This is a genomic window from Microbacterium proteolyticum (genome assembly GCF_029639405.1).
Classification (GTDB): Bacteria; Actinomycetota; Actinomycetes; order Actinomycetales; family Microbacteriaceae; genus Microbacterium.
The window spans coordinates 2,124,470-2,143,580 of sequence record NZ_CP121274.1 but is presented as its reverse complement, the minus strand read 5'-3'; the positions used below and the strand labels follow the sequence as shown (position 1 = coordinate 2,143,580).

The following is a 19,111-nucleotide window of genomic DNA, read 5'->3' as shown; positions in this document are numbered from 1 at the left end:
CTACGCACAGGATGCGGGAGCTCTCTTGCCAGGAAACGCCACCACTCGCTTCGACGATGTGGCCCTCGTCTCGGTGGCCAGCGTGCTGCCCAGCCGCGTGACCACCTCCGACGACATCGAAGAGAGGCTGGCGCCGGCCCTGTCGCGACTGAAGCTCAAGCCCGGACTGCTGCGACGCGTCGCGGGAGTGGTGGAGCGGCGCAACTGGGCCGAGGGAGAGTCGTCCGACGAGGCGACGATCGCCGCGGGCAAGCAGGCGCTCGCCGAGGCGGGAGTCGATCCGAGCGAGATCGGCCTCATCATCAACACCTCGGTCACCCGCAAGCACCTCGAGCCGTCGGTGGCGGTGCGACTGCACCACGGGCTCGGGCTGCCGAGCTCGGCGATCAACTTCGACGTCGCCAACGCCTGCCTCGGATTCATCAACGGGATGAGCCTGGCCGCCGGGATGATCCAGTCCGGCCAGGTCAAGTACGCCCTCATCGTCAACGGCGAGGATGCCGACGAGATCCAGGTCAACACGATCAACCGCCTCGTGCGGGAGGACCTCGACCGGGATGCGTTCATGCAGGAGTTCGCGTCGTTGACGCTCGGCTCCGGCGCGGCCGCCGCGGTACTCGGCCGCGCGAGCGACCACCCCGAGGGCCACCGGATCGTCGGGGGCGTGACGCGCGCCGCGACCCAGTTCTACGACCTCTGCGTCGGCAGCGTCGACGGCATGTTCACCGACGCGAAGGCTCTGCTCAAGGGCGGTCTCGACCTCGTCGTCTCGGCATGGAAGGAAGCCCGGGGAGAGTTCTCCTGGACGGGCATGGACCGGTACATCACCCATCAGGTGTCGTCGGTGCACACCTCCGCGATCGTCCGGGCCGCCAAGCTCGACCGTGGCCGCGTCCCCGTCACCTACCCGCACCTGGGGAACGTGGGGCCCGCCTCCATCCCGATCACCCTGGCCGAGGAGCAGAAGACCCTGCGCCGCGGCGACCGCGTGCTGCTGATGGGAGTGGGCTCCGGGCTGAACACCGGGATGCTGGAGCTGGCCTGGTGACGGTCACCGGCCTGTCCGCGACCCTTCCCCCGGCCGGGCTCCCCGGCCTCGATCCCGCCCTGTCGCGCCTGGTCGAAGTGGAGGGCACCGCGGCCGACGCCGGCCACCGTCGTACGTGGCACATCCTCGACACCGGCGACGCGCTCGCCGATCGCGGGATCGTCGCCCAGGGAACGATCGTCGCGGTGCACGGCAACCCGACCTGGTCGTACCTGTGGCGCGCGCTCGTGAACGCGTCCCTCGCGCGGGCCGAGGCGGGGGCTCCCGCGTGGCGCGTCGTCGCCGTGGACCAGCTGGAGATGGGCTTCTCCGACCGGACCGACCTGCGTCGTACGCTCGCTCAGCGCATCGCCGACCTCTCCGGCCTGATCGAGGCCCTCGGCATCCCGGGTCCGATCGTGACCATCGGCCACGACTGGGGCGGGCCGGTGTCGCTCGGCTGGGCCGTGCGCAATCCCGCGCGCCTGGCCGCCGTCATCGCGCTCAACACCGCCGTGCACCACGCGGAGGACGCGCCGCTGCCGTTCCCGCTGCGCGTCGCGACCGCGCGCGGCGTGCTCGCTGCGGGCACGACGGGGACGACGGCGTTCCTCGACACGACGCTCGCGCTCGCCGACCTCGACCCCGCGGTGCGCGCGGCGTTCCGCGCACCGTACGCCACCGTGGCGCGCCGACGAGGCGTCGGGGGATTCGTCGCCGACATCCCGGCCACCGCGGACGACGAGAGCACCCCGGCGCTGCGGAGCCTCTCCGCAGGGCTGCGCGACCTCGACGTCCCCGCCCTTCTGCTCCGCGGCCCGAAGGACCCGGTGTTCCTCGAGGCTCACCTCGACGACCTCGTCGACCGTCTGCCGCACGCCGACGTCCACCGCTTCGAGGGCGCGGGGCACCTGCTGGCCGAGGAGCGTCCGTACGCCGACGCGGTGCTGGACTGGCTCGATCACCGCGTCTCGGCCGGCGCGGATGCCGCGTCCCCGACGCACGTCGACGACACCCCGGCGCCCGCGCCCCTGTGGGAGGCCCTCGAGGCGCGCCGCGCGGACGACGACGTCGCGGTCATCGACATGGCCAGCGGCTCCGCCGACGCCCCGCTGCGGGTGAGCTGGCGACAGCTCGCCGCCCGCGTGGACGAGCTCGCCGCGGGTCTCGACGTCCTCGGCGTCCGCGCGGGCGACCGCGTCTCGCTGCTCGTCCCCCCGGGCCCCACGCTCACCGCCGTGCTGTACGCGTGCCTGCGCATCGGCGCCGTCGTCGTCGTGGCCGACCGGGGTCTCGGCATCCGGGGGCTGTCCCGCGCCGTCCGCGGGGCCGTGCCCGACGTCGTCATCGGCGAGCTCGCGGGGCTCGCCGCCGCGCGCGCGCTCGGCTGGCCGGGACGCCGCATCGCGGCCGCGGCCCTCCCCGCCGCCGCGATGCGCGCCCTCGGGGTCGAGGCGAGTCTCGCCGAGATCGCCCGGGCGGGCCGCGGTCGGGCGCTCCCCGTCCCGCCGGACGCCGACGCGGATGCCGCGATCCTCTTCACGTCCGGGTCCACGGGACCCGCGAAGGGCGCCGTGTACACGCATCGCCAGCTCTCGTCGCTGCGGAACGCCCTCGCGGAGCACTTCGACGTCGGCCCCGACACCGGACTCGTGACGGGCTTCGCCCCCTTCGCGCTGTTGGGCCCGGCCCTCGGCACGCGTTCGGCGACCCCCGACATGGACGTGTCCGCGCCGCGCACGCTCACGGCATCCGCGGTCGCCGCCGCCGTCCGAGCCTCGGACGCGGGCATCGTCTTCCTCTCCCCCGCCGCCGTCCGCAACGTGGTTGCCAGCGCCGACGCGCTGGGGTCCGAGGAACGGGCGGCGCTCGAGCGCGTGCGCACGTTCCTGTCCACCGGGGCGCCCGTCGGGACCCCCCTGCTGCGCCAGGCGCAGCGCCTCATGCCGAACGCGACCGCCCACACGCCGTACGGGATGACGGAGTGCCTGCTCGTCGCGGACGTCACGCTGCCCGAGATCGAGGAGGCCGACGCCTCCGCCGATCGCGGCGTGTGCGTGGGGGCGCCCATCGGTCGGGGCCGCGTCCGCATCGCGGCGCTCGACGCCCGGGGGCGCGCCACCGGAACCCCCACGACCGACGCCGGGGTCACGGGCGAGGTCGTGATCAGCGCGCCGCACCTCAAGCGCGGCTACTTCCGGCTCCACCTCACCGACCGCGAGGCGACGCGCGATCTCGACGACCTCCGGGGCCGGTGGCATCGCACCGGCGACGTCGGCCACCTCGACACGGCCGGACGGCTCTGGATCGAGGGGCGGCTCCCCCACGTCATCACGACCTCCGAAGGCCCGGTCACGCCGGTCGGCATCGAGCAGGACGTCGAGGCGGCACCCGGTGTCGTCCGCGCCGCCGCCGTCGGGGTCGGTCCGGTCGGACGCCAGGTGATCGCCGTGGTGATCGAACGGGACCCGGCCGTGCGGCGCCCGGGCGTGGCATCCGCGGGTCTGACCGAGGTCGTGCGGGCCGCGACCGCGCTGCCGATCGCGGCCGTGCTCGTCGTGCCCGCGCTGCCGACGGACATCCGCCACAACTCCAAGATCGACCGCTCGCGCCTCGCGCGGTGGGCCGAGCGCGTGCTCGCCGGCGAGAAGCCGACGGCGCCGTGAGAGTCCTCGCCACCGGCGCGTCCGGCTTCCTCGGTCGCGCCGTCGTCCGCGCGCTGCAGGACGCCGGCCACGTGGTCCGGACACTGCAGCGGCGCCCGTCGGGGGTGCCCGGCGCCGAGGACCACCTCGGCTCGGTGACCGACCCGGATGCCACGGCCGCCGCCGTAGACGGGGTCGACGCCGTCGTCCACCTGGCCGCGAAGGTGTCTCTCGCGGGCGACCCGGGCGAGTTCCACGCCGTCAACGTCGAGGGGACGCGGACGCTCCTCGACGCCGCCGCAGCCGCCGGGGTCACGCGCATCGTGCACGTCTCGTCGCCGTCCGTCGCCCACGCCGGGCACGCGCTGGCCGGGGTGGGCGCCGAACCCGCCGACCCGCTCGGCGCCCGCGGCGAGTACGCCCGCACCAAGGCCCAGGCCGAGCTGCTCGCCCTCTCGCGCGCCGGCGACTCGGCATCCCTCGTCGCGATCCGCCCGCACCTCGTCTGGGGTCCCGGCGACACGCAGCTCATCGCGCGCGTCGTCGACCGCGCCCGTCGCGGTCGGCTGCCGCTGCTCAACGGCGGCACGGCCCTGATCGACTCCACCTACGTCGACAACGCCGCGTCCGGGATCGTCGCGGCCCTCGAGCACGTCGACGACGTCAGCGGACGCGCGTACGTGCTGACCAACGGCGAACCGCGGCCCGTGGGCGACCTGCTCGCCGGGATCTGTCTCGCCTCCGGCGTGCGGCCGCCGCGGTTCAGCATCCCCGCCGGGCTGGCGCGCGCGGCCGGCGGTCTCGTCGAGCGCGTGTGGGCCGTCCGCCCCGGCGCCGATGAACCGCCGATGACCCGTTTCCTCGCCGAGCAGCTCTCCACGGCGCACTGGTTCGATCAGACCGAGATCCGCCGCGACCTCCGGTGGAAGCCTGCCGTCTCGATCGACGAGGGCCTGCGCCGTCTCGCCCGCGCGTAGCCTCCCTGCGCGCCGCACTCTGCTGCGCGCCGCACCCCCCTCTCCCCGATAAACGCGATCCACGACGAGAAACGCCACGGCATCCCGTTTCTCGCCGCCAATCGCGTTTATCGCGCTGGTGCGGCGTCGCTCCGGCAACGGCAGCACCGGAACAGCGGCCGAGACAACGGCGGAAGGCCCGCCCCACGGGGGGACGGGCCTTCCGGCGGATGCCGCGGGCACAGGGCCGCGCGGCGCGGGACTCAGACCAGGTCGAACCGGTCGAGCTCGGTGACCTTGCGCCACGCGGCGACGAAGTCGTGCACGAACTTCACCTTCGCGTCGTCGGAGGCGTAGACCTCGGCGAGCGCACGGAGCTCCGAGTTCGAGCCGAACACGAGGTCGACGCGCGTGCCGATGCCGACCTTCTCGCCCGAGCCGTCCTTCGTGCCCTCGAACGCGTGCTTGCCGGAGTCCAGCGGCTTCCACGTCGTGCCGAGGTCGAGGAGGTTGACGAACACGTCGTTGGTCAGCGCGCCGGGGGTCGCGGTGAACACGCCCCAGTCCGAGCCGTCCCAGTTCGCGCCGATCGCGCGGAGGCCGCCGACGAGCACCGTCGTCTCGGGCGCCGTGAGCGTCAGCAGGTTCGCCTTGTCGAGCAGCAGGTACTCGGCGGGGAGCCGCGTCTCGCGCGAGGCGTAGTTGCGGAAGCCGTCGGCGATCGGCTCGAGCCAGCGGAACGAGTCGACGTCGGTCTGCTCCTGCGTCGCGTCGGTGCGGCCCGGGGTGAAGGGCACCTCGACCTCGACGCCACCGGCCCGCGCGGCCTGCTCGACGCCGGCGTTGCCGGCGAGCACGATCAGGTCGGCGATCGAGACCTTCTTACCGTCCGCCGCCTGCGCGTCGAACTCGGCCTTGACGTTCTCCAGGACCGAGAGCACGGATGCCAGCTGCTCGGGGTTGTTGACCGTCCAGCTCTTCTGCGGCTCGAGGCGGATGCGCGCGCCGTTGACGCCGCCGCGCTTGTCGCTGCCGCGGAAGGTCGAGGCCGCCGCCCACGTCGTGGTCACGAGCTGCGCCACCGACAGGCCGCTGTCGAGGATCCGCTGCTTCAGCGCCGCGGCGTCGGCCGCGTCGATGAGCGGGTGGTCGACCGCGGGCACGGGGTCCTGCCAGTCGAGCACCTCGGCCGGGACCTCGGACCCGAGGTACCGGGCGCGGGGTCCCATGTCGCGATGGGTCAGCTTGAACCACGCGCGGGCGAAGGCATCCTGGAACGCCGCCGGGTCCTCGGCGAAGCGACGCGAGATCTTCTCGTACGCCGGGTCGACGCGCAGCGCGAGGTCGCTCGTGAGCATGCGCGGCTCGCGGCGGCCCTCGGAGTGGGCCAGAGGAACGAGGCCCTCGCCCCCGCCGTTGACGGGACGCCACTGGTGCGCGCCGGCGGGGCTCTGGAAGAGCTCCCACTCGTAGGCGAACAGGATGTGGAAGAACTCGTTGTCCCAGCGGGTGGGGTGGTAGGTCCACGTGACCTCGAGTCCACTCGAGATCGTGTCGTCGCCCTTGCCGGAACCGAAGTCGCTCTTCCAGCCGAAGCCCTGGTCCTCGATGTCACCGGCCTCGGGGTTGGGGCCGACGTGGCTGTCGCTGGCCGCACCGTGCGTCTTGCCGAAGGTGTGACCGCCGGCGATGAGGGCGACCGTCTCCTCGTCGTTCATGGCCATGCGACCGAACGTCTCGCGGATGTCGTGCGCCGAGAGCTGCGGGTCGGGGGTGCCGTTGGGGCCCTCGGGGTTGACGTAGATGAGACCCATCTGCACCGCGGCGAGAGGCTTCTCGAGGTCGCGGTTCCCGGTGTAGCGCTCGTCGCCGAGCCAGGTGGTCTCGGGACCCCAGTACACGTCGTCGTCGGGCTCCCAGACGTCGGCGCGTCCGCCGGCGAAGCCGAAGGTCGGGAAGCCCATGTCCTCCAGCGCGACGTTGCCGGCGAGGATCATGAGGTCGGCCCACGAGATCGACTGCCCGTACTTCTTCTTGATGGGCCAGAGGAGGCGGCGGGCCTTGTCGAGGTTGACGTTGTCGGGCCAGCTGTTCAGCGGCGCGAACCGCTGCATGCCGGCACCGGCACCGCCGCGGCCGTCGGTGACGCGGTACGTGCCGGCGCTGTGCCACGCCATGCGGATGATGAGGGGGCCGTAGTGACCGAAGTCGGCGGGCCACCAGTCCTGCGACGTCGTGAGCGCCTGCTGGATGTCCTTCTTCACGGCATCCAGGTCAAGGGCTTCGAACGCGGCGGCGTAGTCGAAGTCGGCCCCCAGCGGGTCGCGCTTCTCGTTGTTCTTCGCGAGGATCTTCACGTTCAGGCTGTCGGGCCACCACACGCGGTTGGCCGACCCGCGGGTCGGGTGGGGCAGGGCGCCGGCCGGCTCGCTGTCGGCGGGGGCTTCGCCCACCGGCAGCCGGTTGTCGTCGGGGGCGGCACCGTCGGGGAAGACGGGGCACCCGTTCAGAGCGTCGCTCATCGGGATCCTCTCGGTTTTTCGGCTTCGTTCGATGCTCGACAGTCGGGACAGACGCCCCAGAACGTCACCTCGGCGGTCTCGATGAGGAAACCGCTCCCCTCCGGCACGTGCAGGCACGGTGCGGCGCCCACGACGCAGTCCACGTCGTCGACCCGGCCGCAGCCGGTGCACACGACGTGGTGGTGGTTGTCCCCGACCCGCAGCTCGAACATGCCGGGGTGTCCGGCGGGCTCGATGCGCCGCGCCAACCCCGCATCGGCGAAGTCGCCGAGGGCGTTGTAGACCGACTGCATGCTGGTTCCGGGCAGGGTCTCCCGGATGGTGTCGAAGACGTCGTCGGCGGTGGCGTGCGGGCGGGAGCGCAAAGCCCCCAGGACCGCGACGCGCGTCGCGGTGACCCGCAGCCCCGCGCCGCGCAGCAGCGCGTCCGCGGGGGTATCCGTCCGATCGTCGAGCATGGTTCCACCCTACGTAGTTTTGAGTGAATCAAAAATGACGCGCCGGGGAACGACGAGAATCGCGGATGCCTCAGCCCGACGTCAGCGTCGGTGTGCCGGCCTCGTACTCGGTGACGTCGCCCGTCTCGCCCGCACGGTGAGCCCGGCGCCCGAGCACGAGCATGTAGGCGAGGAACACGCCGAGCGCGGCGGCACCGATCGCGATCTTCACCTGCCACGGCAGCGTGGACGGCGTCACGAACCCCTCGACCAGCCCCGAGAGTCCGAGCGCGAACACGAGCCCCACCGCCACGGTCGCCAACGACCGGCCACCCGCGGCGAGCGCCGCGGATCGCGTCCGGCGACCCGGGGCGACCCAGGCCCAGAAGATGTGGAGACCCGCCGCGCCGGCGACGAAGATCGCCGTCAGCTCGAGCAGACCGTGCGGGAGGATGAACTGGAAGAACACGTCCGCCCGGTCGAAGGCGATCATGACGGCCGCCGACGACCCCACCCCGACGGCGTTCTGCATCAGCACCATCAACGGCCAGAACCCGGTCACCCCGAACAGCACGCACTGCGCCGCGATCCACGCGTTGTTCGTCCACACCGTGCCGGCGAAGATCGCGTTCGGATTCTCGCGGTAGTACTGCACGAACTGTTCGTCGGCGTAGTTCTGCAGCTCGCTGCGCGCGCCGAGGGCGGCGACCGCGCGGGGATCGGACGAGATCCACAACCCGATCAGCGTCGCCACCACCACGAAGGCCACCGCGACGGCGAGCGTCGTCCACCGGACGCGGTACAGCGCCGCGGGGAGCTGCAGGAGGAAGAACCGCGGCGCCTGTCGCAGCACGTTCTCGCGGACACCGGTGAGCCGCAGCCGGGTGCGGGCGAGCAGGATCGAGACGTAGTCGCCCTGCGGCGTGCGACCCGCGGACGTCTTGATGTCGGCGAGGTCCGCCGATGCCGCACGATAGCGGGTGACGAGCTCGTCCACCTCCGGGCCCGTCAGTCGCCGCGTGCGACCCAGTTCGTCGAGCCGAGCCCACTCCTCCCGTCGCGCGGCCGTGAGGGCGTCGAGGTCCATGTGGTCAACTGTACGCATGGCCTCCCCCGCGACCCCCTCCTCCCCCGGGGTCTCGCGCGCGCACATCGACGCGGACGAGACGCTGACCGGAGAAGCCGTCGCGTTGGACGTCCAGCCGCTCGGTTTCTTCCTGCGGGCGGTCGGATGCCTCATCGACATGGTCGCGGGGATCATCCTGCTGATCGCGGGGTCGGTGTTCCTGTCCGTGCTCGTCGCCGGCGGCACCATTCCCGACAGCGCCTTCCGCATCGGCCTGATCACGCTCCTCGTCGTCGTCATGGTCGTGATCCCGACGGCCGTCGAGACGCTTTCGCGGGGGCGGAGCCTCGGCCGGTGGGCGGTCGGTGGACGCATCGTGCGCGTCGACGGCGGTGCGGCCGGTTTCCGGCATGCCTTCATCCGCGCGTTGGTGGGCGTGCTCGAACTGTGGTTCACGCTCGGCGGGATCGCCGCGATCGTCGGCATGTTCACTCCGCGCGCCCAGCGCCTGGGCGACCTGCTGGCCGGGACCGCGTCCGAGCGGACCCGCACCCGTCCGCTCCCCGCGGCGGCACCCGGCGTCCCACCGGGGATGGAGGACTGGGCCGCGGTCGCCGACGTCTCGCGCCTGCCCGATCGTCTTGCAGCGCGCATGGCGCAGTTCGTCCGCGGCGCCGACGCCCTGGAGCCGGGCGCGCGGGCGCGCGTGGCCGCGGGACTCGCGGAGGCGGTGGCGCCCTACGTGGCGCCGATCCCGGCCGTCGACCCCGAGACCCTGGTGCGCGCGGCTGCGGCGGTGCGTCGCGAGCGCGAGTACCGCGCGTTGATGCTCGAGAACGAGCGCGCGGCCTCCCTCACCGAACGCGCGTGAGTCGCCGGGATGTGTCGCCTCGCTCCGGGATCAGGCGACAGATCGTGGCGACTCGCGCTTCTCGGCCGAGTCAGGCGCGCAGCGTCTCGTGGCGCACGACGACCCACCCGCGCGGAACCGACAGGCGGTCGGCGTGCAGCGCGCACAGATCGTGGGCGTGCGGGTCGCCCGCACGGCCGAGGGGTCCGAGGGCGGCCATCTGGTCGCCGTAGTCGTAGGTGAGGGTGCTCATCGCCTCGCGGGCGCATCCCACCTTCGAGCAGAGTCTGTCGCGCATCGCGGGTCAGCCTAGGCCGATGCCGGCGCCGGCCGGCGACGCCGCGCCGCGCGGCGCAGGGTGCGACGAGGGGATACCACGGCAGACCCGGCACGCGGGCCGAACGTAGGATGGGCGCATGCGTCGTCGAACCCGTGAGGCCCGTCCGGTCGCGCGCCCCTCGCGCCACGGCCGTCACGGCCGAGAGAACCGCAGTCCCGTGGTCCGACCGCCGCTCCCGCCGCTGGACACGCGCATCGAGCGCTTCGACATCGCGGTGAGCACCGCTGCGGAGTTCCTGCGCTCGGCCTGGAGCGATCTGCGCGACGTGTCGTTCGAGATCGGCATCATGCCGCCCGCGGCCACCGGCGCGATCCCCCGGTGGCAGGTGCTGCGGGAGCAGAAGCGCATCATCCTCTACCGCGTGCCCATCGAACGTCTCGGACACCCTCACGTCGACGACGACCTGCACCGCCGCATGATGATCGAAGGGGCCGTGTTCCGCGCGGCCGCCGAGTATCTCGACCGCGATCCGTGGGATCTCGGCCCCGAGCGCTTCCGGTTCCTCTGAGCCCCGGTCGCGCGACTCAGGGCAGGACCGTGATCGCTCCCGCGGCGGCATCGGCCGGCCACAGCGGGTAGCCGGCGAGCGCGCCCGGCGCCGAGTAGGAGACCGCGGCGGTGACGGGGCGGTCCGGGCTCAGCTCGTAGACACCCGCGTCGACCGGGACGGCCGCGGACCCGCCCGCCGGCACCGACACGGTCACCGGGTCGCCGCCGGCCTGCGGCGTCAGCGTCACCGCGGCGGGTTCTCCGTCGGCATCCGCCGCCACCACGAGGGTCGCCCCCGATCCGGGCGCGACCGCCACGAGACCGGATGCCGCGAAGGTCGGCGCGGGTGAATACCAGGCGAAGTCCGCGCCCTCGCCGAATCCGGTCGTCGACCACGCGCCCCCGACGACGGGTTGGGTGGCGGCGATCGAGACGGTGTAGGCCCCGGGCGTCAGGTTCGAAAGGTCGAGGGACGTGGGGGTTCCGGCGGGAAGCTCCAGGGTCCGCGGATCCTCCGCGGGCGTGCCGCTCCCCACCGCGGTGATGGTCACGGTCGCGGACGCGGTCGTCCCGGGCGCGAGCAGACGGAGGACCGTACCGGCATCCCCGCCCGATCCGGTGACGACCTGGATGCCGGGGATCACGAGCGACGTCGACGCTTGCGCGAGCGGCGCGGCCTGGTCGCTCCCGCCGGGCAGGAGCACGCGCGTGAGGCTCGCCTGCAGCGACGCCCGCACGGGAGCACCCGTGGCGACCACGCGGACCACCGGGCTCTCTTCGCCCAGGAGCAGTCCGGCGAGGGGGATGACGCGCTGGCCGCCGGCGGGGACGACGATGCCGGTGCCCGAGGCGGGCGTGACCACGCCCTGTGCGCCGTACACCGACAACTGCACGGTCGCGGCGACGTCGCCCGGGTTGCCGAGGACCACGAGGTCGTTCGCGCCGGTCGTGCTCGCGCCGGCCACGAGCCAGGACTCGGCGAGCGGCGGTCGGCAGGCCGAGGCGCTGAAGCCGATCAGGTCGGGCGACGCGGCGGTCGCCGACCCGGCGGCGGCGTACGGGGCGGCGGTGCGGTCGGCCGGTTGCGCGCGGAACACCGTGGCATCCCCCGATCCGTCGGTGGTCGCGCCGGAGAGCGTCGACGTCTCCGCCTCGGTGGAGTCCGGACCGGAAACGGTGGTCTGGGGGGCGGCGACGCTCAGCGCGCCGGCCGATTCGGCGGTGCGGCCGAGCGCGAAGACCGGCCCGTCGCACGCGAGCACGGTGTCGGAGGGCGCGGGCGTGACCTCCACGCGGACCGGCTCGGCGACGAGACTCGGCCACGGGGCGGCGATCCCGGCGACGGCGCCGACGACGACCGCCGCGGCCACGGCACCCCCCACGAGGACGCGGGCGCCGGTGGTGGCCACGCGGACCAGACGACGATCGCTCATCGGTTACCTCCCCGGACGAAGCCGACGGTGCGCGGGGTGCGCCGGGCGACGCGTCGCGACGCGGCCGTCGGGACGGCCAGGAGCAGCGCGATGACGAGCACCGCGATCCATGCGGCCGCCACGAGTTGCTGCAGGCGGGTCTGGTTGGCGTCCAGCGCCGCGCGGGGCTCGACGCCGGACGTGACGCGCCACAGGTCGCCGCGGGCGGTGGCCCCCACGGCGTCGAGCGAGTCGCGCTGGTCGAGCGACGTCGCCGCCGTCAGTCGGGCTCCGCGGATCACGTCGTCCTCTCCTCCGGGGCCGGGCTCCAGCAGGACGAAGCCGATGCCGCGCGCCGCGAGGGCGGCCACGGCATCCTCCGACGACGGCGTGACGAGGTCGGCGGCGAGGGCTGCCAGCTCCTGGTCGGCGGGTCGCGCCTGTGTTCGCGTGGCATCGAGGGTGCTCTGTCCGCCGAGCGTCGCACTCCCGCCCCACACGACGTCGACGCGGAGGCCGTCCGCGCGGGGGTCGAGCACGATCGTCCCGACGGAGGTCGAGCCCCGCCCCTCCGCGGCGACGAAGGCGGGAAGGGTCGACACGGGGCCGTTGGTGAGCTCGGCGCGCGAGGGGTCGGACGTCGTCGCGGTGAGCGAGGGGGCCACGGCGACCGCGAGGGCCGCGAGGGTCAGCACGGCGGCGATCGGGCGCAGCACGCGGACGCGCTCGACGATCCCGGAGTCCAGCGCGGTGACGGCCGCCCCGACCACACCGAGCCACGCCAGGCTCAGCCCGGCCCCGGGCCAGAGGGGCACGGGTGTCGCATGGTCGAACGAGACGGCGACGCCGACGGCCGCGAACGCCGTGGCCAGGCCCGTCGCGGCGATGAGGAGCAGCCCGGTCGCGGTGAGCCATCGCGGCGTGAGGACGGCGAGCAGCGCCAGGACCGCGAGCGGCGCAGCGAGCAGGGCGATCCACCACACCGGTCCCCCGGTGAGCGCCGCCCATCCCCCGGGGTCGGACGTGGGGAAGCCGGCCGCGAGGAGGGCGCGACCGAGCGGGTCGGCGGTGGCTTCGTCCCCCGCGAACGGGACGCCCGGGTCGGCCAGGAGTCCCCACGGATTGCCGAGTCTCACCTGCGTCCAGACAAGCGGTGCGAACACCACGATCGAGGGAACCAGGAGCCACACGACCCGGGCGATCCCCCGCGGCGCGACCAGTGCCACCACGACGAGCGCGGCCGACCACAGCACCACGACCGCCGGGGCGAGGGACGGGGCGCACGCGAGGACGGCGACGAGGAGGATGGATGCCGCCCCGGCGGGCGCCCATGACCGGTGCGCGACGCTCGCAGCGAAGAAGAGCCAGGGCAGCAGCAGATGCAGGAGGAGCGGCGCGGGACGCCCCTCGACGAGGGCGGCGAGGAAAGTGGGCGCCAGCGCCCAGGCGAGCGCCGCGGTGATGCGCAGCAGGGAGGACTCGGTCACGCGCGTCGCCGCGAACCACCCGCCCAGCACCGCGAGCGGCAGCGCCAGGATCCACAGCACGACGAGCGCGCGGGACGGTTCGGCCGGAGACAGCGAGCCGATGAGGGCGATCAGGGCCGAGAACGGGTCGGCGGGTCCCACGACGTCGAGACCGAGGGGACGGGCGCCCCACGCGGCGTCCTGCCACAGGCCCGCGACGGTCGCCCGCAGGGGCGCGAGGCCACCGCCTCCGAGCACCGGCCACGCGAGCAGCGGCGCGAACAGCAGCGCCGAGACCGCCAGCGCACCGAGGACCGCCCAGGCCCCGCCGCCGACGAAGAAGCGCAACTCCGACCGGACCGGGGCGTCGCTCTCGGCCGCGTCGCCCTCCCACCGCAGCCGCATCTCCGATCGGGAGACGCGCAGCGGCGCGATGCGGGACCATCCCACCGAGCGGACCGCCCGGATGCGGCGCCGCGCACGGGCGACCGCCGCCATCCGCGCCATCACCAGGAGGGTCGCGCCCCACTCGGGGGCGACCTTGTGCGGGACCTTCCCCACGAGGTGGACGATGGTGCGCCACAGCGCCAGCGGCAGGAACGAGAGCCAGTGCAGGACGACCGCGGCGGCCGGCGCGTACGCCAGACGGCGATGCAGCTGCGCGGTGCGCTCGGCGAAAGCGCGGCGCCGTGCGCGCTTGCGCCCGCGGGCCATGGCGGCCACGCCGTCGCCGGCGACGGCGACGCGGGCCGCGGGGACGAGCGACACGCGGTCGGCGGCGAGGCGGGCGCGGACGGCGAGGTCGAGCCCCTCGTCGGCACCCCCGAGCGCCGGGTCGAGGCCGCCGAGCGCCCGCCAGGAGTCCCGGTGGACGAGCATGCCGCGGACGTCGGCGCCCAGCACGTCCGCGTCCCCGTCTCGCTGACCCTGGTCCAGTTCGCCGGCGGCGAGCTCGACGGTGCGGCCGTACCGGGTCATGCTGACGCCGAGCGAGACGATCTCGGCCGGGTCGTCCCACGCGACGAGCTTGGGGGCCGCCACGGCGAGCGAGGACGAGAGTTCGAGCGCGCCGGCGAGACGCAGGAGGGCGTCGGGATCGGGAGCGGTGTCCTGCGCGAGGAGCCAGACCGCGTCTCCGGTCAGCCGGGGGGTCGCCAGGGCCGTGGCCGCGGCGAAGGTCGTGCCGGCGGAGGCCGTGATGACGCCCTCGGCACCGGATGCCGCGGCGATGCGCGTCAGTGCGGGGTCGTTCCCGCACAGCACGATCGTGAGCGCGTCCACGGGGCGCGTCTGAGCAGCCAACGCTTCGAGGGTGCGCGTGAGGTGGGGGGCGGCGGGGATGCGGCCCTCGGGGCGGACCACGAGGACGGCGTGTACACGGGCGGGCATGGCGTGGTCAGCCTAGGCGGGGCGCTCCGCGTTCGCGGACGCCGCGCCGATTCGCAGCGGATCCCTCAGGAAGCGGACCGCGGATGCCGGAGGTCAGGCGCGACGCTTGAGCTTGCGGCGCTCGCGCTCGCTGAGACCGCCCCAGATTCCGAAGCGCTCGTCGTTCTGCAGGGCGTACTCGAGGCACTCGGACTTCACGTCGCACGAGGTGCAGATGCGCTTGGCGTCGCGGGTCGAGCCGCCCTTCTCCGGGAAGAAGGCCTCGGGGTCCGTCTGGGAGCACAGAGCGTCGGTCTGCCAGGCGAGGGTGTTCTCTTCGACGGAGTCGATGTCGCGTCGGACACCCGGGACCCCCAGGTCGACCGGATCGACGAACCAGTTGTCCGGGACACCGGACCGGTACTGCGATGTCGCCATCTCGCCCTCCCCCTCGTTCGATCCCCTGACGCTGGCGCGTACCAGTAATTACACCCGTGTCATTCGGATTGGTCAAGTCGCGGATCGTAAACCCTCAACGGCGAGGTGAACCTTCACGACGCTCCGTCGGCGTGTCGCGTCACTCCCCGGGCATCGCGACGAAGACCTCGCCGTTCTCGACCGACAGGGGCGACTCGTCGGGCGTGATCACCGCAGCGTGTCCCGGGCTCAGAGTCACGCTCGCCCCGGAGGCACCGGTGACGACGGCCTCTCCCCCCACCGCGAGGGCGATCGAGACGCCCGCGAGGGACACCGTGCCCGACGTGTCGCCGGGCACGTGGGCGAGGGCGAAATCGGGGATGCCGGGGGCGAAGAGCTCCGTGCCCGCCTCGCCGGGGCGGGGAGCGAGCACGGGGGGAGCGGCGGGACGGAAGTCGACGAGCCCGAGGAGCTCCGGCACGTCGATGTGCTTGGGCGTCAGCCCCCCGCGCAGCACGTTGTCGCTGGCGGCCATGATCTCCACACCGAGGCCGGCGACGTACGCGTGCAGCACTCCCGCGGGGACGAAGATCGCCTCGCCGCGGCGCAGCTCGACGAGGTTCATCAGCAGGGCGACGACGATGCCCGGGTCCCCGGGGTAGGCGGCATCCAGCTCACGGACGAGGCGGAGCTCCCCCGCGAACTCCCCGGACTCCACGGAAGCCGCGGCCGAGACGATCTGCTCGATCGCCGCGGCGTCGGCCTCACCGAGCGCCCACGCGATCGCCGCGCGGAGGGCGGCGGCCGGGTCGTCGGCATCCAACAACCCGCCGAGGGTCCGCACACCGTCGCCCGTCCCGAGCGCGGCGACCAGACGTCGCGTCGCGTCGATGTCGCGCAGCCCCGCGAGCGCGGTGAACGTGTCGCTCAGGGCGACGATGACCTCGGGCTTGTGGTTGTCGTCCTTGTAGTTGCGGTGACCCGCATCGCGCGGCACGCCCGCTGCCTCTTCGCGGGCGAAGCCCTCGACGGCCTGGTCCTTCGACGGGTGCACCTGGATCGACAGCGGCGCCCCCGCCGCCAGGAGCTTCAGCAGATACGGCAGCCGCGCCGGCACGCCCGCGGCGCCCGCGTGGGCGCCCAGCCACGCATCGAGGGTCCGATCGGAGCCGTCGTGCACGAGCGCCGGCGACCCGGGGTGGTCGCCGAACCACACTTCGGCCTCCGGGGAGCCGGACGGCGCCCGCCCCTCGAGGCCGGCGATGAGCGTGGAGCTGCCCCAGGCGTAGTCGCGGGGGGTGTTCGAGATCTCGATCAGCACGGGCGTCAGCCTAGCGTCGGCACCCTGGGCGCCCGTATCCGCGGACGGTAGCCTGAGGGCACCATGGCGATGTACACCAGTCACCCGGTCTCGGCCCTGCCGACGGCTCCGCCGCGCGAGACCACCGGGCACCTCCTCCTCCGCGCCTGGTGCGTCTTCGTGCTCTTCCTCGCCCTCGGCGGAGTCGGCGTGATCAACGCCGTCGGCCCGACCGTGGCGGGCGTCGTCGTGGTCGCGTCGGCGCTGGTGTCGGCTGTCGTCTGGGGCGTCGTCCGTCCCCCGGTCGCCGTGCGGCGCCTGCCGTTCCTCGCGTTCGGGTACGTCGCGTGGGCCGGGCTCTCGATCCTGTGGAGCGCGTGGCCGGCGGCATCCGTGCTCACCTGGCTGCTGCTCGCCGTCACCACGTTCCAGGGCCTCTTCGTCGGCGCCGTCCTGACCTGGCGCGATGTGGTGGGGGCGGTGGCCTCGGCCGCCAAGTGGGTCGTGGGGCTCTCGCTGCTGTTCGAGCTGGCCGTGTCGATCTTCGTCCAGGGCCCGATGCTGCCCGGTTTCGTGCGGCCCGAAGGCCGGATGGACCCCATCGTCTACTGGTCGCGCGACAACCTCTTCGACGGCGGTCGCATCCAGGGCATCTTCGGCAACGCCAACCTGCTGGGCGCGGCGATGCTCCTCGCGATCATCGTCTTCGCCATCCGCTACGCCGCGCGGGCCCCCCGCCGGTCGCTGCTGTGGGGCTGGATCGCGATCGCCGCATTCCTGCTCGTCCGGGCCGGCTCCGCCACGACCGTCGTCGCCGCGGCGTTCGTCGTGCTGGTGCTCGCGACGGTCCTGGTCATGCGCACGGCACGCCGCCCCGGCGAGCGCACGCGGTGGTACGTGCTCTACGCGCTCGTGGGCGTCGGCGGCGGGGCGGCTCTGTGGTTCGGTCGCGACAGCGTGTTCGGCGCGCTCGGGCGGGATGCCGATCTCACCGGGCGTGAAGGGATCTGGGCCGACGTGCTGGCGCGGGCCGATCAGCATCCGTTCATCGGGTGGGGGTTCTCCACGCCCTGGATCTCGTCCGAACCGCTCATCGACGGGTGGATCGTGGATCACGGGCAGACCGTGGTCCAGGCGCACAGCATGTGGCTCGACGCGTACTTCCAACTGGGCGGGGTCGGCGTCGTGCTCCTGGCTCTGGTGTTCCTCGCCTATGTGTGGAGATCGTGGTTCTTCGCGATCGACCGCCCCCGCTGGGATCTGCGCGCCGACCGGCCCTACTCCCCCCTCACCCTGCTCCCGACGCTCGTCGGCGCCCTCCTGGTCGTCCAGGGCCTCACTGAGTCGACCCCGCTGCTGTTGTGGGGCTGGATGCTGGTGGTGCTCTTCGGGTCGAAGATCAAGCAGTCGCCCCTGCTGGGCGTCGGACCTGCCGAGCAGAGCATCGCGATCGAACGCGGCGAACCCCAGAGATCGGGGACGTGAGCGACGCACGGCCCGCGATGCGTCCGGACCCCCGGACCCTCCTGGCCTCGGCGGAGCTCGCACGGGCGTTCACCCTCACGGTGTTCGCCGCGACGTTCGGCGCCCCGGCGATCCGCGGCGCCGCGGGCGACGTCACGTACGCGACGATCCTCGCGGCCCTCTGTCTGCTGGGCGGCGCGATGCTCGTCACCCGACGCCGCGAGATCGAGGTGCTCCATCTGGCACCGACCACGCTCGTGCTCCTCGTCCTCTGGGCCGGCGCGAGCGTCCTGTGGAGCACCGACGCGCTCCGCAGCATCGCCGGCTGGGCAGCGCTCCTGGGCGTCTCGTTCCTCGGCGTCGTCGTGGGGCACGTGCGCGACGCGCACCAGAGCGTGCGGGCGCTGGGCGACGTGCTGCGCTGGCTGCTCGCGGCCTCCCTGGTGCTCGAGGTGCTCAGCGGCATCCTGTGGGACACCCCCATCCCGTTCCTCGGCATCCAGGGCGACATCGCCGAGCTCGGCCCCGTGCAGGGGCTCTTCGGCAGCCGCAACGATCTGGGCGTCGTGACCGTCGTGGCGCTGCTGACCTTCCTGGTGGAGTGGCGCACGCGTTCGGTCCGCCCCGCGACGGCGGTGTCCTCGGTGATCCTCGCGGCGCTGCTGGCCGTGTTGAGCGGCTCACCGACCGTCATCGTCGTCGCTGCGGCGACGGCGCTCGCCGCCGCGGCCCTCACGTCCGTCCGCGCGCTCCCCGCGCGCCGGCGCCGGGCGGTGCAGATCGGCCTCGGACTCGCACTCGTCGTCCTGTCCGCCCTCGCCTGGGCGCAGCGCTTCGCGATCGCCTCCGCGCTGAACGGCCGCGCCGATCTGTCCCTGCGCACCGACCTGTGGGGCGAGATCCTCCGCCTCTCCGACGATCGGCCCGTGGTGGGTTTCGGCTGGTTCGGCCCGTGGGACCCCGCCGACGCTCCCTTCAGCACCCTCAACTTCACCCTCGGCCAGCAGCACGCTTCGGCATTGAACGCCTTCCTCGACGTCCTCCTGCAGCTGGGGTGGGTCGGCCTCCTCGTCTTCCTCGTCCTGTGCGCCCTCGCTCTCGCGCGGAGCTGGCTCGTCGCCGGCGAGCGGCGCTCGGTGGTCCACACGTGGGCACCGCTGACCCTCGTGGTCCTGCTGACGGTGTCCGTGTTCGAGAGCTCGGTGCTCTCGGGCGCGGGGCTGCTGCTGCTCGTCCTGTGCGCCGTCCGCGCCGGTCAGTCGCGCTCGTGGCGCGAGCGTCTGGAGCGCGTCCCCGAACCCCCGGACGGCCCGGCCCGCACTCAGGGGGGCCGGGAGAGCGCCGGGTAGACT

At 73.5% G+C, this 19,111-nt stretch carries 15 protein-coding genes; 7 read left to right on the top strand and 8 right to left on the bottom strand.

The features are described from left to right. The first annotated feature begins 25 nt into the window (after nucleotides 1-25). The 3 genes from P8R59_RS10695 to P8R59_RS10685 are packed head-to-tail and all read left to right on the top strand — an operon-like array spanning nucleotide 26 to nucleotide 4,649. On the top strand, nucleotides 26-1,048 hold the full coding sequence (locus tag P8R59_RS10695; protein WP_278101049.1) for a 3-oxoacyl-ACP synthase III: 1,023 nt from the start codon (nucleotides 26-28) through the stop codon (nucleotides 1,046-1,048). Next, a complete protein-coding gene (locus tag P8R59_RS10690) occupies nucleotides 1,045-3,693 on the top strand; it encodes an alpha/beta fold hydrolase (RefSeq protein WP_278101048.1) in 2,649 nt (882 codons plus the stop codon). Before P8R59_RS10695 ends, P8R59_RS10690 begins: the two co-directional genes overlap by 4 nt. After that, the gene (locus P8R59_RS10685) at nucleotides 3,690-4,649 is read left to right on the top strand and encodes an NAD-dependent epimerase/dehydratase family protein (RefSeq protein ID WP_278101047.1); all 960 of its coding nucleotides are present in this window, start codon (nucleotides 3,690-3,692) and stop codon (nucleotides 4,647-4,649) included. The genes P8R59_RS10690 and P8R59_RS10685 overlap by 4 nt, the downstream gene beginning before the upstream one ends. Nucleotides 4,650-4,891: 242 nt before the next feature. Here P8R59_RS10685 and katG read toward each other — a convergent pair whose 3' ends face one another. The 3 genes from katG to P8R59_RS10670 all read right to left on the bottom strand — a co-directional run bounded on the left by katG (nucleotide 4,892) and on the right by P8R59_RS10670 (nucleotide 8,674). Further along, nucleotides 4,892-7,150, bottom strand: coding sequence for a catalase/peroxidase HPI (katG, locus tag P8R59_RS10680; RefSeq protein ID WP_278101046.1), 2,259 nt, complete (start codon nucleotides 7,148-7,150; stop codon nucleotides 4,892-4,894). Then, nucleotides 7,147-7,608, bottom strand: a complete 462-nt coding sequence (locus P8R59_RS10675; protein ID WP_278101045.1) for a Fur family transcriptional regulator — start codon at nucleotides 7,606-7,608, stop codon at nucleotides 7,147-7,149. The genes katG and P8R59_RS10675 overlap by 4 nt, the downstream gene beginning before the upstream one ends. 70 nt (nucleotides 7,609-7,678) lie before the next feature. Continuing rightward, nucleotides 7,679-8,674, bottom strand: a complete 996-nt coding sequence (locus P8R59_RS10670) for a stage II sporulation protein M (RefSeq protein WP_278101044.1) — start codon at nucleotides 8,672-8,674, stop codon at nucleotides 7,679-7,681. A 16-nt stretch (nucleotides 8,675-8,690) separates the two neighbouring features. Between P8R59_RS10670 and P8R59_RS10665 the strand changes: the two genes are divergently transcribed. After that, entirely contained in the window at nucleotides 8,691-9,524 is an 834-nt protein-coding gene (locus tag P8R59_RS10665) for an RDD family protein (RefSeq protein WP_278101043.1), read from the top strand. A 70-nt stretch (nucleotides 9,525-9,594) separates the two neighbouring features. Here P8R59_RS10665 and P8R59_RS10660 read toward each other — a convergent pair whose 3' ends face one another. After that, nucleotides 9,595-9,801, bottom strand: coding sequence for a DUF3499 family protein (locus P8R59_RS10660; protein WP_022878762.1), 207 nt, complete (start codon nucleotides 9,799-9,801; stop codon nucleotides 9,595-9,597). A 118-nt stretch (nucleotides 9,802-9,919) separates the two neighbouring features. Here P8R59_RS10660 and P8R59_RS10655 point away from each other — a divergent pair, with 118 nt between their 5' ends. Beyond that, nucleotides 9,920-10,351, top strand: a complete 432-nt coding sequence (locus P8R59_RS10655; RefSeq protein ID WP_278101042.1) for a hypothetical protein — start codon at nucleotides 9,920-9,922, stop codon at nucleotides 10,349-10,351. 16 nt (nucleotides 10,352-10,367) lie between these two features. Here the strand turns inward: P8R59_RS10655 and P8R59_RS10650 are convergent, their stop codons facing one another. The 4 genes from P8R59_RS10650 to manA all read right to left on the bottom strand — a co-directional run bounded on the left by P8R59_RS10650 (nucleotide 10,368) and on the right by manA (nucleotide 16,316). Then, nucleotides 10,368-11,765, bottom strand: coding sequence for a DUF5719 family protein (locus P8R59_RS10650; RefSeq protein WP_278101041.1), 1,398 nt, complete (start codon nucleotides 11,763-11,765; stop codon nucleotides 10,368-10,370). Continuing rightward, nucleotides 11,762-14,599, bottom strand: a complete 2,838-nt coding sequence (locus P8R59_RS10645) for a glycosyltransferase (protein ID WP_278101040.1) — start codon at nucleotides 14,597-14,599, stop codon at nucleotides 11,762-11,764. Before P8R59_RS10645 ends, P8R59_RS10650 begins: the two co-directional genes overlap by 4 nt. A 93-nt stretch (nucleotides 14,600-14,692) precedes the next feature. After that, nucleotides 14,693-15,016, bottom strand: coding sequence for a WhiB family transcriptional regulator (locus tag P8R59_RS10640; RefSeq protein WP_077050422.1), 324 nt, complete (start codon nucleotides 15,014-15,016; stop codon nucleotides 14,693-14,695). Nucleotides 15,017-15,155: 139 nt separating this feature from the next. Further along, nucleotides 15,156-16,316 (bottom strand): mannose-6-phosphate isomerase, class I, encoded by a 1,161-nt coding sequence (manA, locus tag P8R59_RS10635; protein WP_278101039.1) that lies wholly within the window; start codon nucleotides 16,314-16,316, stop codon nucleotides 15,156-15,158. 63 nt (nucleotides 16,317-16,379) lie between these two features. On the opposite strand from manA, the gene P8R59_RS10630 reads away from it, so the two are divergent. Both P8R59_RS10630 and P8R59_RS10625 read left to right on the top strand, forming a co-directional pair. Beyond that, nucleotides 16,380-17,780 carry an O-antigen ligase family protein gene (locus P8R59_RS10630; protein WP_278101038.1) on the top strand — a complete coding sequence of 467 codons (1,401 nt, stop codon included), beginning with the start codon at nucleotides 16,380-16,382 and terminating at the stop codon, nucleotides 17,778-17,780. Further along, a complete protein-coding gene (locus P8R59_RS10625) occupies nucleotides 17,777-19,108 on the top strand; it encodes an O-antigen ligase family protein (protein WP_278101037.1) in 1,332 nt (443 codons plus the stop codon). Before P8R59_RS10630 ends, P8R59_RS10625 begins: the two co-directional genes overlap by 4 nt. Nucleotides 19,109-19,111 lie beyond the last annotated feature (3 nt).